The 13,459-nt window shown below is 41.0% G+C and carries 9 protein-coding genes and 3 pseudogenes; 1 reads left to right on the top strand and 11 read right to left on the bottom strand.

The genetic code is table 11. The features are described from left to right. Positions 1-5: 5 nt before the first annotated feature. The 9 genes and pseudogenes from BLV33_RS12780 to BLV33_RS12820 form a co-directional block, all read right to left on the bottom strand. Positions 6-536: pseudogene (locus BLV33_RS12780) on the bottom strand (DinB family protein). Between the two features lie 362 nt (positions 537-898). Further along, positions 899-3,618: pseudogene (acnA, locus tag BLV33_RS12785) on the bottom strand (aconitate hydratase AcnA). Between the two features lie 194 nt (positions 3,619-3,812). Then, positions 3,813-5,075 carry a nickel-dependent lactate racemase family protein gene (larA, locus tag BLV33_RS12790; RefSeq protein ID WP_090791835.1) on the bottom strand — a complete coding sequence of 421 codons (1,263 nt, stop codon included), beginning with the start codon at positions 5,073-5,075 and terminating at the stop codon, positions 3,813-3,815. Positions 5,076-5,127: 52 nt separating this feature from the next. After that, positions 5,128-6,456: an MFS transporter gene (locus tag BLV33_RS12795; RefSeq protein ID WP_090791839.1), complete on the bottom strand. Its 1,329-nt coding sequence runs from the start codon at positions 6,454-6,456 to the stop codon at positions 5,128-5,130. A gap of 174 nt (positions 6,457-6,630) precedes the next feature. Further along, complete coding sequence (locus BLV33_RS12800; protein ID WP_090791844.1) at positions 6,631-7,182, bottom strand: HD domain-containing protein; 552 nt, start codon at positions 7,180-7,182, stop codon at positions 6,631-6,633. A gap of 19 nt (positions 7,183-7,201) precedes the next feature. Then, positions 7,202-8,290, bottom strand: coding sequence for an isocitrate/isopropylmalate dehydrogenase family protein (locus BLV33_RS12805; protein ID WP_253187055.1), 1,089 nt, complete (start codon positions 8,288-8,290; stop codon positions 7,202-7,204). Positions 8,291-8,317: 27 nt separating this feature from the next. Next, positions 8,318-8,998, bottom strand: coding sequence for a GntR family transcriptional regulator (locus BLV33_RS12810; protein WP_090791848.1), 681 nt, complete (start codon positions 8,996-8,998; stop codon positions 8,318-8,320). Between the two features lie 201 nt (positions 8,999-9,199). Then, entirely contained in the window at positions 9,200-9,955 is a 756-nt protein-coding gene (locus BLV33_RS12815) for a sulfite exporter TauE/SafE family protein (protein ID WP_090791853.1), read from the bottom strand. Positions 9,956-10,528: 573 nt separating this feature from the next. Continuing rightward, on the bottom strand, positions 10,529-11,122 hold the full coding sequence (locus BLV33_RS12820) for a nuclease-related domain-containing protein (RefSeq protein ID WP_253187056.1): 594 nt from the start codon (positions 11,120-11,122) through the stop codon (positions 10,529-10,531). A gap of 536 nt (positions 11,123-11,658) precedes the next feature. Between BLV33_RS12820 and BLV33_RS30010 the strand changes: the two are divergent. Continuing rightward, a pseudogene (locus BLV33_RS30010) lies at positions 11,659-11,844 on the top strand (IS3 family transposase); the annotation flags it as partial. A gap of 82 nt (positions 11,845-11,926) precedes the next feature. On the opposite strand, the gene BLV33_RS12825 reads toward BLV33_RS30010, so the two are convergent. Beyond that, positions 11,927-12,532: a fumarate hydratase C-terminal domain-containing protein gene (locus BLV33_RS12825; RefSeq protein WP_090791856.1), complete on the bottom strand. Its 606-nt coding sequence runs from the start codon at positions 12,530-12,532 to the stop codon at positions 11,927-11,929. Between the two features lie 15 nt (positions 12,533-12,547). After that, positions 12,548-13,453, bottom strand: coding sequence for a fumarate hydratase (locus BLV33_RS12830; RefSeq protein ID WP_090791859.1), 906 nt, complete (start codon positions 13,451-13,453; stop codon positions 12,548-12,550). Positions 13,454-13,459: the final 6 nt, after the last annotated feature.

Here is a 13,459-nt window from a genome sequence, read left to right on the forward strand (position 1 = left end):
CCCCTTTAATTTGAAAGAGAATTTTCTTTATACCACTTTCTAAGCTGATTAATATTAGCCTGATGATAGCGGCTATGGTCAGCCATATGCCATAATCCCCAGCGAATGGTTGCCTGCTTTTCGTTTTCATGTCCAAAAGTGACAACTTTATCAAGATCAGCATCTGTTAATTGTGTACATGTATCTTTCAACATTGTTAGTACACCTTAATAGTCAGACATAAGTGTGTTCAAAGACTTCCCTTTGATCATCGGAAGCCTATTATTTGCATCTATCATGGGGCCATATTGCTCTTTTAAAGAATGAGGAAGTGGTTGTCCTTTTATTCTATAAACCCAATTAAGATCAACATACATGATATGTTTGATTAACTAAGCGGTACTATTAAAGTTGTTATTTGGACCCTTATAATCTACTTCTTCTTGCGACATGCCATCAGTGATTAATTGTAGTCGTTGGCTGTTTTCTTTCACAGCGGAATATAATATTCCCACAATTGGTGACATATTTGCTTCACCTTGTAAATCGTAAAACATCTTAGCTTTTCCTCCTTTAAATGTATGACCTTCAATATTAGTTTATAGTTCAGAAATTCATTGTTAAAGCACTCCACATGTGTCGTATGCGGGTTCGTCCGTGGGTATGATAGAAACTGTTCCAGTCCGTTGAAGCCTTGATTTAACTGGGTTTTTGATGATCCCATTCTGTTCTTATAGGCTCATTTAGAGCGGTTGGTGATACGTTTTAACACCAACTCAGCACCAATTAGCACAAGTATATCACCAATTTTTTTGCTGAAAGATTTTCAAACATTAAGGTACTGCCTATGACACGCCTGTATTCTTAGGAATAGGGTAGGGAACGGTCCGTTCATCTCTACCCTATACCAGCCATTTCTTTATTTATTCATTAATTGGCGAATCACCGTCTGCATGATACCACCATTGCGATAGTATTCGATATCTACCACACTATCAAGACGGACGATCACTTCAAAATCAAAGCAGCTTCCATCTTCACGGGTAGCCCGAATCGTAATCGTTTGCCCCGGGTTGATCTCATTGCATAAGCCTATTGTTTTGAATGTTTCAGTTCCATTGAGACCAAGAGAGGAAGTGTTCGTTCCTTCTACAAATTGTAAAGGGAGTACGCCCATTCCCACCAAATTACTTCGGTGAATTCGCTCAAAGCTTTCTGCGATAACCGCTTTAACTCCAAGCAGGTAAGTGCCTTTTGCTGCCCAGTCCCTGGAGCTTCCCGTACCATATTCTTTGCCCGCAATCACGACAAGTGGAGTACCGATCTCTTGATACTTCATAGCTGCATCGTAGATTGACATGATTTCACCTGTCGGCAAGTACTTGGTTACGCCTCCCTCCGATCCGGCAACCAATTGATTACGGATGCGGATGTTGGCAAAGGCACCTCGCATCATCACTTTATGGTTACCGCGGCGGGAAGGATAAGAATTGAAATCTTCAGGTTTGACTCCGTTGGTTTGCAAGTACAATCCGGCAGGACTATCGGCCTTGATAGCGCCCGATGGAGAAAGGTGATCGGTTGTTACTGTGTCTCCCAAGAGCGCCAAAGTGCGAGTACCTTTAATTTCTTGAATTTCTGTAGTTTGCTCATTAAGATTTCTCAGGAATGGTGGTTCTTGTATATAATAGGAGTTTTCATCCCACTGATAAAGCATACTTTCAGGTGCAACGATTTGATTCCACTGTTCATTCGCCTCATACACCACTTCATAACGCTTGCGAAACAATTCTGGTCGAACCGCATTGCCCAAACAGTGTTGAATTTCTCCTGAAGATGGCCAGATATCTTTTAAGTACACGGGTTGTTCATTTTGATCGTATCCAATTGGATCATTGGTCAAATCGATATCAACCGTACCCGCTAAAGCATAGGCGATCACAAGCGGTGGAGAAGCAAGGTAATTCAATTTCACTTGTGGGTGTACGCGTCCTTCAAAGTTCCGGTTTCCTGAAAGCACGGCAGCTACTGTAAAATCCTGGTCGTTGATAGCTTTGCTCACCTCAGGAGGAAGCGGTCCTGAGTTACCGATGCATGTCGCACAACCATAACCAGCAATATGGAACCCTAGAGCTTCAAGATAACCAAGTAGCCCAGATTCTCTTAAATAGTCGGTCACAACCCGTGAACCGGGTGTGAGCGAACTCTTCACATAAGCCGGCTTTTTTAGTCCTTTTTCCACCGCGTTTTTAGCTACAAGTCCTGCGGTGATCAACACAGCAGGATTGGAAGTATTCGTACAGCTCGTAATCGCGGCGAGAACCACCGATCCGTTCTTAATGACCATTTGTTCTCCGTTAGCCTGTTCAATCAAGACTGATTTTTTTAAATGCTCCTCGGACAACCCATAGCCGCCTTTATCGAACGGTGTTCTAATCGCCTCATTGAAAATCTGCTTCATCGCTGTCAACTCAATACGATCTTGTGGACGTTTGGGCCCGGCAAGGCAGGAAACAACCGTGGATAGGTCAAGCTCAACTACCTCCGGATAGTAAGGGTCCGGACTATCACTCTCCCTGAACATGTCTTGGGCTTTATAGTACGCTTCAACGAGAGCGACTTGCTCCTGATCGCGGCCAATTAATCTTAAATAATTCAACGTTTCCTGGTCTATAGGGAAAAAGCCCATGGTTGCCCCGTATTCAGGCGCCATATTGGCAATGGTCCCACGGTCAGCCAAACTCAGTGTCCCTACACCAGGTCCGAAGAATTCTACAAACTTACCGACAACACCCTTCTTGCGAAGGATGTTGGTTACTGTTAGAGCAAGGTCCGTTGCGGTTGTCCCTTCAGGAATCGAACCGGTTAGTCTAAACCCAACCACATCAGGAATAACGAAATACAAAGGTTGTCCCAGCATGGCTGCCTCTGCCTCGATTCCGCCGACCCCCCAAGCCACCACGCCAAGTCCATTGATCATGGTCGTATGGGAATCCGTTCCTACAAGAGAATCGGGATAGATAATGGTATCTCCATCCACATTCTTTCTAGCCGCAACAGACGCCAAATACTCCATATTGATTTGGTGCATAATGCCAGTTGCCGGTGGAACCACCCGGAAATTATCAAAAGACTTTTGCGCCCACCGAAAAAAACGAAAACGCTCCATGTTCCGCTCAAAATTGATCTTTTCGTTAATTCCATCGCATCTGGCCTCCCGTAATAATCTACTGTAACAGAGTGGTCCACCACCAGATCTACCGGGATAAGCGGATTCACTTTTGAAATATCCCCTCCCATTCGCTGCATCGTCTCGCGCATCGCCGCCAAATCCACTATCGCAGGAAGCCCGGTGGTGTCATGGAGAAGAATGCGTGCCGGTTTGAAAGGAACTTCTTGGTTCGGATCGCGTTCCACCGTCCAATTTGCAAGCTTGGTAATGTGTTCTTTCGTAATGGCAATACCGTCAAATTCACGGACAGCTGCTTCCAGAAGGACTTTGATGGAATAAGGAAGCCTTGAAACATATCCAATTCCCTCTTCCTCCAAAGCTTTGATTCGATAAAAATCATATTCTTTTTGATTTACGGTAAAAGTTGATCGTGTCCTGTATATACCTTTTAATATTTTGTCTTTCATAGGTCCATTACCACCCCGTTGACTTTGGTAAACTCCACTGTGTCTAGTTTCATTTCATTGCAAAATGAAGTATTCAAGCCATTTTTGAACATATAGTTCACGATGCAAAAGAAACCCAACCTATTCTGTGAAAACAAACGAAAATCCGGTTATTCCTTCGTCGAGGGGCCGGATTTTCGTTTGTTTTTCTGTTATTATGAAACTATATTGATAATGCAATCCACCGCATAAGGTATGAAAGATACTCTAGGAGTTTCCTCACATTTCATCTTGGCGTTGTTATATGCAGCATTAATGGATGCTGACGGAATAAAGAACATCTTTTTTAATTCCAATGGATCAATTTTGTCTGTCAAAAAATACACATCATGCGTTTGTAGCACACGAGCATACATATACGCCTTGGAAGAATGATTTATACTGTTGAAGCCTTCTCTTTTGAAACAATTAATAACCTCTTGTGGATCACGAGATTCAATGAGCAATTGAGCAAAACTCCCAATCCCGCCAGCACATTCTGCGACAAGTATGATGGAGCCTCCTGCCTTTGTAATCATTTCAGCAGTAGCTAAAGCTTTTTGTGCCTGATGCATATCAAAGTCCTTAGGATAGCCTCCTGGAGAAACGATCGTAATATCAAATTTCCCTTGGATTTGTATTTCCCATGCTTTTTTACAATCGGCGACGCCTTTCTCATGAGCCTCCACTAGATCGCCGGCAACAACGGTCGTAATATCGCCGTCACTGTTTTTGACGACATTCACAATAAAGTCTACTCCCACTTTTCGAGCGGCTTCCACAGCCTCCTCGTGAAACGTGTTGTTTTCCAATTTACCCATCACGGGATGTTCGGATCGAATCGGTAGGGAATGATGTTGTTCTAAACTTTTTACTCCTGCTACCCCAGGAACGATACTTTTTCGACCGCCGCTGAAGCCAGCTGACTGGTGGGGAGTAATGATACCCGTGAGAATCGTAAGATCAGATTCTACCACTAATCGGTTAACTACAACGGCCAAACCGCGAGTTGTTTTCCCCAAATCGATCAGTTGATCTGGATCCGACGCATTATGGTTTATTATCATGAACCGTTTGTAAGCCTCTTCACCCACCATGCTGATGAGTTCCTCTTCCGTATTTGTTCTATGATTGCCGGTCGCCACAAGCAAAGTTATCTCCGAGTCTCGAATCCCTGCCTCATTCAGTTCTCGACTAATTTCTTCAACGAGTAATTGGGTCGGAGACGGACGTGTTATATCATTAATGACGATCACTGCGTTCCTTTTACCGATAGCGAGCTCGCAAAGCTTAGCTGAGCCGATCGGATTTTCCATAGCTGCTCTGACAATTGCTCTTTTGTCAGGTGCTTTTTCTATTTTTTCGGCAATTAACTTTTCTACAGGTACATCCAGTTCAAATTCTATGAATTCTTTCCCATAGGGAACTTTATGTTTCATCTAATAAGTCACTTCCGATTTTTGAAGAATAGGTATTTGAAAGGTAAAACAGTTAAGCATGTTTGGTAAGACTTTCACTCTCTTGAAGAGTTTGTTTTTGTTTTTTTTCTAATCGTATAAATAATGTCATAATGAAAGATATAAACAACAGAGCACTTAAGAAAATTAAACCTCCCTTCGTACTGCCTGTTATACCTTTAATTAATCCCAATGCATAGGGTCCAACGAATCCTCCTAAATTCCCAAAGGAATTGATCGAGGCTATAGCTACGGCCGCAGAGGACTGAGCTAAAAACAACGGTGGCAATGCCCAGAATGGAGACTTAAAGGCGTATAAACCCGTGAGAGAAATGGTGATGAAAGCCATCGCCAGATAAAGATTGGTCGTCATTCCAGCCAATATCATACCAATCGCTGAAACAACAAGTGGTATGGCCGAGTGTAAACGTCTTTCATTCTTACGGTCCGATCGACGTGACCAATAAATCATGCCAATCGTAGAGACGATATAAGGAACCGTGGCAATCAATCCAACCTGGGTATTTGTTAAAACTTTAGAAAATCCCTTAATAATCTGTGGCATCCAGTACCCCACACCCAGGTTACCGGTTTGATACACAAATTGAATAAAGCAAAGGTACAACACTTTAGGGTCGCATAACACTTTCAGCGTACTTAGATGTTTCACATTTTTAATTGATTTTTTCTCTTGTTCTAGCTCCGTTAACAACCAATTCTTCTCTTCACTTGTCAGCCACTTCGCCTTTTCCGGACGTTCGGTCAAGTAGAAGTACGTCATGATTCCTAAAATAACGGAGGGTAACCCTTCCAGAATCAGCATCCATCTCCATCCATTGATGCCCATAAAATGTATATGATCCATAATCCACGTACTAAGTGGCGCTCCAATCACATAGGACACAGGGATGGCTGCGGTAAACATCGCAACCGTGGTTGCTCGCTCTTTAGACCTGAACCAATTAGTGTAATAAAAAAGAATTCCCGGGTAAAATCCAGCTTCGGCTACGCCCAGTAAAAATCTCAAAATATACATATGCGTAGTGTTTTGAGCAAATCCTGTGAGGGTTGCTAATATCCCCCAGCTCACAAGTATTCTAGCAATCCATACTCTCGCCCCGAATTTTTGCATCAACACGTTACTTGGTACCTCAAAAAGAAAATAACCAATAAAGAAAATACCGGAAACAATCCCGAATACCTCACTGGTAAGAGCAAGATCCTTATTCATCTGCAATGCCGCATATCCGATATTGGCCCGGTCCAAATAGGAAACAATATACAGAAGAAAGGTAAATGGGATAATTCTCATTTTAACTTTTCGAATCGTTTGCTTTTCTAATGTTAGCGCATTCAAGTTCATGTCTACCCCTCATTATTATTATTTTGGAAACGCATTCAATGCTTTGAAAAGATGAAAATATGAAAAAAAGCCCCTAACACAAAAAAAGAATAATGTATACATTTTTTGTTATACCAAACCAAAAATCAGGCAATCGACATTCGTGTTGGATCGTTATATGATGATGGATACGAACTACTTTTTTAGAAATAGCGGTTTATTCAAAACATGTAAAAGTACATCGGAATCGAGATAATCTACATAATGTAAAATTAATGCTTCCACAGTCTGCGGCATAATCTTTGATAATCCTGTATGAGTAACGATGAGATGTTGAATTTCCAACGGAAGATCATGTTCTATTGCTTTTTGAACAGGATAGAAACCGTGTTGCATCAATTTTCCATATCTAGTTTTCATTCCCTCTTTGGTATATTCGAAACACTTACCAATATCATGAAGCAATGCAGAAGTGATTAATATATCTCGATCCACGTTAATCTGATGAATGCTTTGAATCACGTCTGCACAAGCAATGGCTTGGAGAGTGACACTTCGGGAGTGTTGTAAATTGCTATACTCTACGACATCACCACTTTTAGGAACATCCTCAAGATTTTCCCACCCACTAGCGCTATATGCTTCTTCCCAAATCGAAATGACAGCTTTTTTATAGTGTTCGTTTTGTATTAGCTGTAACTCCGGTAATGCTTTGATGATTAATTCTCTTAAGATATTTCCCTGCATGTAACGTTTCCCCTACTCTCTATTGTTTCTGCAATACTAATTTTTCTAACTCCTTAACTAGACTATCTCCGTATTGATCGGTTGATAGACTACCTCCTAAATCTGGAGTCTTAAGATTTTGTTTAAAAGCTTCTTCCACGGCCTTTTGTATTAATAATGCTGCATCAAGAGCGCTTTGATCGTTATTTCTTATTCCTAGCCACTCCAACATCATTTTTGCTGATAAAATTTCGGCAACGGGATTCGCTATATTTTTACCGGCGATGTCCGGTGCAGAACCATGGGTAGCCTGCGCAATCATAAAATGATCACCAAGATTTAGACCTGGTGCTAATCCAAGCCCTCCAACCAAACCAGCTGCTTGATCCGATAAAATATCCCCAAACATATTTGTCGTTACTACTACATCAAATACCTCTGGCTTTTGTACTAAATACAAGGCAAACGCGTCCACATGATAATCACGGATGGATACATCTTTATATTCAGAGCCGACACTTTTGCAGCTATCATAAAATAATCCGCATCCTTTTCTTAGCACATTCATTTTATGCACCAATGTCACGGATTTTCTGCGAGTGTTTGCTAATTCGAAACCAACTTTAGCTAAACGTTCACTAGCTTTTCGAGTAACTACTCTTAACGAAAGCACGGTGTCAGGATCCGGCATAAACTCACCTGAACCGAAATACAGATTCCGATCAGAATACATACCTTCCGTATTTTCTCTTACAATCACAAGATCTACATTTTCATATCTTGTATTTACACCTACATAATTCTTAGCGGGACGAATATTAGCATATAAATCAAATTTCTTTCTCAAAGCACCGCTTGGATTTATCATATTAGGATCGGTTGTTTCATAAATGTGTGTCGTTACAGGTCCCAATATTCCTGCGTGGCAGTTTTTTAAACCTTCAATCGTTTCATTCGGTAAAGTCGACCCTTTGCTTTCATATCCAGCTAATCCCACAGGAAAATATCTAAATTCAAGATGAAGCCCTTCCACGATCGAATGAACAGCATTTAGCACTTTGATCGTTTCTCTAACGATCTCTGGGCCTATTCCGTCACCTTCCATTACTGCAATCTTATAATTTCCCAAAGCTAATCCTGCCTCCTATTTCTATCATCATAGTAAAATCAGATTTTCTGACAATTCTGTTTGCCCAATATGACTTAACAGAGTATTTCTAGCGATTTCAAGATGCTTCTGAATAAGATTACTTGCTAATTCTGCATTTTTTGCTAATGCAGCTTTTAATATTTCATCATGCTCTTCTATCGCCTTATATGATCGCCCGGGAATAGAAAGAGTAGACAGTCTGATGAGACTGCCGACCTGATGCAATTGATCAATCATTGCAAAAAGTCGATCATTATCTCCCCCTGACATAAGCATGCTATGGAATTCCTTATTTAATAAATCCACTTCTCTCCAATCACTTTGTTCTGTCGCTTCTCTTATTCTTGTTTGAATGTCGTGAAGTTGACTTAATTCAATTTCAGTTAAATGCGGAACGGATGTTGCAGTTGCTAAACTCTCTAGGTGAATGCGTAATTCAAATACATTAATAACATCTTTTCGAGTCAAAATCTTAACTCTAGACCCTTTTTGTGGAATACTCTCAATTAAACCTTCTACTTCTAAATTTCGAATCGCTTCACGTAATGGAGTTCTACTAACACCCAATTTTTCGGACAGTTCCTTTTCAAGTAGCTTTTTCCCCGGCTTTAAACTTCCGGATAATATTTCCTCTCTCAAAATGGCGGCTATCCGATCTTTAGCGAGTAGAAAATTTACTTTCTCCATACAGTATTATTCAACCACCTTGTATACTTTTTATATAAAGAATAATGTATACATTTTTAATTGTCAATATTTTTGGTTAGCATAATTCGACAAATGTTCTCTTTTTCTTACTTTTGAACGCTGATTTCGACGGCTATATTATTACAATTTAGCAACATGTTGATTGACGTAATGCAACAGGAAATGTGACATCCAATCATTTCATTGACTAAAAACTTTCCAGCCAATTTGAATAATTAAAATGCCGGTAATTACTAACAGGAAGCGTTTGGCTGTTGTCTGCCGGATTTTGGGCAAAATAACCAGCGCTATTTGTGTACCCACAACAGAAGCAATTCCCATGGTAATAGCAAAAAACCAATTGATATAACCTGCCCACTCGAAGACCACAAAGCTGCCTAAAGCGCTTCCCAACACGAGCATGCGGGACCGCTGAACCGCTTCTATATATGCTTTACCAGCCTTAATCCAGAATATCATAATCAATGTTGCCGAACCTGGACCGAAGGCGCCATCATAGACTGATATAAACGTATTAATGAACTTATCGACTAACGGCTTCCGTTCCTCCACAGGCTTGACAGATACTGCGGTCCCCTTTCCTAATATGGTTACCATGAAGGCAAACAGAAGCAACACAAAAGCAACTATATTCATGATCCGCGTGGACAAATGGGTCGTAATAGCCGCTCCACAGCTACCGCCGGCAAGTCCCAAGAAGATTGTAATGCATAATTCTCGTACGCTCATATTTTTATGCTTAAGCACAAATGGAATTCCCGATAAAGAAGAAACAAACCCGCTAAATTTATTGATACCGATAGCCGACTGAATGGGCAGGCCAATCATAAGTAGACTCGGTAATGTCAGCAGTCCGCCTCCTCCAGCAAGGGTTCCCAGTATGGAGGCTACCAAACCAATAACGAATAAAATGATGAGCTGTTCTAAGCTGAACATTATTTTTCTCCCTTCGATACAACTTTATCTGCTTTCACTCGAGTCTATCTGTTCTGTAAATGGTTTATTTAAATTTTATGCCTCAATTCTTAAATCCTCTTCCCCAAAGAAATAGCTTGTCCACAATGAATAAACCCTTGCTAAATAACCCCCCGCCATGCACCGTTTTATCGTTCCTTGCGTAAATAAACTCTTGCTGCAGATCGGTCATTTCCCCCATTTTTGATTCGGGCCTATCTGGCACAGCTTTATTAGTGAATGAATAATATCGTGATAGAAAATCGGGGGAAAGGAAAGGCTTGAGGGATAAGGGGTTGTCCCTTGCTACACTCTTCGACAACTAGTGTCAATAATGGAATATGCTCCATTATATAAGCCCTTTCCCACTAAGTTGAATTATCAATAATCCCACTTATTATAACTTATTTTACAGGAAAATAGATCATATGAAAATAAAAGTATACAAATTCCGACATCTCTTTCTTCAGTTACATTGTATGCCAAGATTTCACTATGACTGGGATATTAGAGCATTTAGTTATATCGGCATTAATGGAACTTGAATGTATAAATTTAAGAATAAACTCCAACGCTTTTCTGCTTTTTATCACTTGCCTTCTCAACATGTTCAATTCTAATTTTCGGATCCATAATATTCGCTTTGACCAACAAATTGTAAATTTGAATAATCTCTTCATTTTTTAAAAAAGGTTCAGGATTTTCGGTTGATAAACGAATCAGTTTCCTACTAATAAATTCAGTTAACTCAACATCATAAATGACTAGTTCATTAGAGGAAATTTGTCTCAACTCAGGATCAATACTAAAGCGGCACCTCATCGTAAATGAAATCATAGAGATGAAGTTTAACTTCTTATATGACTGCGTGATACTTTCAATAGCCTTCACATGACCATAATTCTGCCTTAGTGGATTAAATATTTTAAACCTATTATTTACGAGCCAATTCTTGTCATCTTTCTTTCCTTTAATCTCGCCGCTGTAATTTTTAGTTTCAATTACAAATAATCCATACGGTGAGATAACCAGATGATCTATCTGAGAATAGCCCGTTCTTGATTTCGAATTTGATACGAGAAGATCACTCAGAAATTTACAATCCTTCGGCAATTGATCAAGTTGAATATTAATTTTATACTCACCCAATTCACCGATACGTGTTGGTTCAACTTTTTTACGTTGCTTGGGTAGTATTGAGGGTATAGACGTGGGGGAATTGGGGATTTTTTAAATATCGCGAGAATTTTTCTGAACATTATTAGCCTCCAGCTAGTCATTGAATGACGTAAACTTATTCCACAATCAAACGGGAAATCCCTTTTTCCGACACTAATTCCCACAATTATACACCACACCACCGACACCAATATGTCAGCAAGCTTAGGTACGAAAAAAAGAACCTCCTCTTGGAAGTTCCTCGTATGCGGGTTCGACACCGAGTTTGATCCAATCTGTTGAAGTCGGCTGAAGTCTTAATTTTACTGGGGTTTTGTCGTTCCCATTGTGTTCGCTTAGGCTCGATTTGTGTGGTTGGGGATATAGTTTATCCCCATTTTATCCCCAATATTATGATGCCTGGACACTCGTTCATCGCTAGTATTAGACTAATACACTGATTTCTTCATTTACAGGACAGAATATTGTAACTTCATTACGTTCATCATTTGCCTCTTTTGAGAGCGAGTATGTCCAGAAAGGGAAAATGTTTGGATAACGCCCGCATGGAAAGTTTCTTTGGACACTTCAAGTCCGAATGTCTCCGCCTTCATTCCTTCCATTCTGAGGACATAAGATTCTTTTACTATGAAAGATTCCAGGCGAATTTAAGCAACCTTAGTCCGGTGGAATACCGAACTAAGGTTGCTTAGAGAAGACTCTGTTTTTAATACTGTCTACTTGACAGGGGTAAGTTCAATGTGCGGGCTCCGTTTTTGTCTACCTATCCCTGCTTTATTTAATACCCAGTCTCTCATAAACCTTATCCAAATTATTTACTGCTTGAGTTTTCACATCTTTATACAGATTTTCTCCATAGCTATCCACAGAAACGAGCAGCGGTCCGAAGTTTTTGACTCGCAGCTTCCAAATCGCCTCCGGCATTAAATCTTCCCACCACACATCTTCTATTTCTTCAATTTGTGTGGTTTCAAGTGCGGCAGCTCCACCGACGATCGAGAAGTAAACGCCCCCAATATCGACACAGGCTTGCGCCCCGGGCTCCAGCATACCCCCTTTTCCGGTAATCGCTTTCACACCGAACCGTTCAAACAATCCTCTTACGAAGCGATCCATACGCGTACTTGTCGTTGTTCCGATACATACCTTTTCATACTTTCCATTATCCAGTTTCTTGACCCCTGGAGCTGTATGGATGCATACGGCTCCTCTCAGTTGCGGGATCAAATCGTCCGGGGGATCTATTTTATGGTCAAAAATGCGAATCAGATTGGCATCGCGAATTCCGAAGATGTGGCCGTCGACCGTAACAGTGTCTCCCGTACGTAGCTTCTTTAAGAAATCGTCCGTCATGGGCGTTTGTAAATAATGATGTGCCATGGAAATCTCCCTTCTTTAATAACCGATTACAACCGATTTTCCATCTTCAAAGGTGGCTCTTATCCGGCGTGCAGGCCAGCACATCATATTGACGGCAACCGGATTCATCGTAATATGCGTATCAGCCGTTTCAATATGAACCGCGAGCGCCGTAACAGCTCCTCCCAATCCGTTTGGACCAATTCCAGTCAGGTTGATCGCATCCAGCAGTTCTTCTTCAAGGGCTGCAATAGTCGGATCGGGGTTAGGCTTACCTATCTCTCTAGCCGCTGCTTTTTTGGCCAATGCTGTACAAAGGTCTGCCGTACCACCCATTCCCACCCCTACTAAGGTTGGTGGACATGGATTCGCTCCTGAATTGATTACGCAGTCAATAATAAACTTTTTCGCACCGCTAAGCCCTTCAGCCGGATATAACATTTTGAGATAACTCATATTTTCAGATCCGGAACCTTTGGGCAGCGCCATCAACTCGATGGACGATCCTTCAACAAATTCCCAATTGAGTACTGGAACTTTCTTACCAGTAGCCGTTCCTGTATTCTTGCGGGTGATCGTATCACATACACTGGAGCGTAAAGGATGCTCCAAAGTTGCCCTTTTCGTTCCTTCCCGAATGGCTTCTTCCAGTCGGATCCCATCGAAACGAACATTTCTGCCAATTTTAATGAAAAATACAGGTATGCCCGTATCCTGGCAAATGAGCATGTTTTCTTCGTCCGCCACATCAATATTTTTTAAGATCGTACTCAAAATTTGTTTCCCGGTCTCATACGTTTCCTTATCATAAGCCCGTTGTACGGCTGCCCTAATATCAGGAGGAAGATCCTTTAAAGACCGAATATAGATTTCTTTACATGCTTCCTCCATTTCCTTATAGATTTTTTCATCGACTTGCCAGATCGTTTGCATGGTACTCATTCCAAT

It is taken from the genome of Paenibacillus sp. GP183, assembly GCF_900104695.1.
GTDB lineage: Bacteria > Bacillota > Bacilli > Paenibacillales > NBRC-103111 > Paenibacillus_AI.